Source organism: Intrasporangium chromatireducens Q5-1 (genome assembly GCF_000576575.1).
GTDB classification, from domain to species: Bacteria; Actinomycetota; Actinomycetes; order Actinomycetales; family Dermatophilaceae; genus Intrasporangium_A; species Intrasporangium_A chromatireducens.
Genome location: NZ_AWQS01000631.1, coordinates 1 through 325 on the forward strand (window position 1 = coordinate 1; position 325 = coordinate 325).

Annotated in this window: 1 protein-coding gene; it reads left to right on the forward strand. The window is 65.2% G+C overall.

The annotated features are described in order from the left end of the window. Nucleotides 1–325: reverse transcriptase domain-containing protein (locus N864_RS23195; protein WP_034723349.1), on the forward strand; the 325-nt coding region annotated here is incomplete at both ends.

The following is a 325-nucleotide window of genomic DNA, read 5'->3' on the forward strand; positions in this document are numbered from 1 at the left end:
CCCAAGGCCAACGGCAAGATGCGCAAGCTGGGCATCCCGACGGTGGCCGACCGGGTGGTGCAGGCAGCCCTGAAGGCGGTGTTGGAACCCATCTTCGAGGCGGACTTCAAGCCGTGCTCTTATGGGTTCCGGCCCAACCGGCGTGCGCAGGACGCGATCGCCGAGATCCAGCACATGACCACACGTGGCTACGAGGTGGTTCTGGAGGCGGACATCGCGGCGTGTTTCGACGAGATCGACCACGTCGCGTTGATGGACCTTCTGCGTGTGCGGGTCGCGGACAAGCGGTTGCTGGCGTTGGTGAAGGCCTTCCTGCATGCCGGGG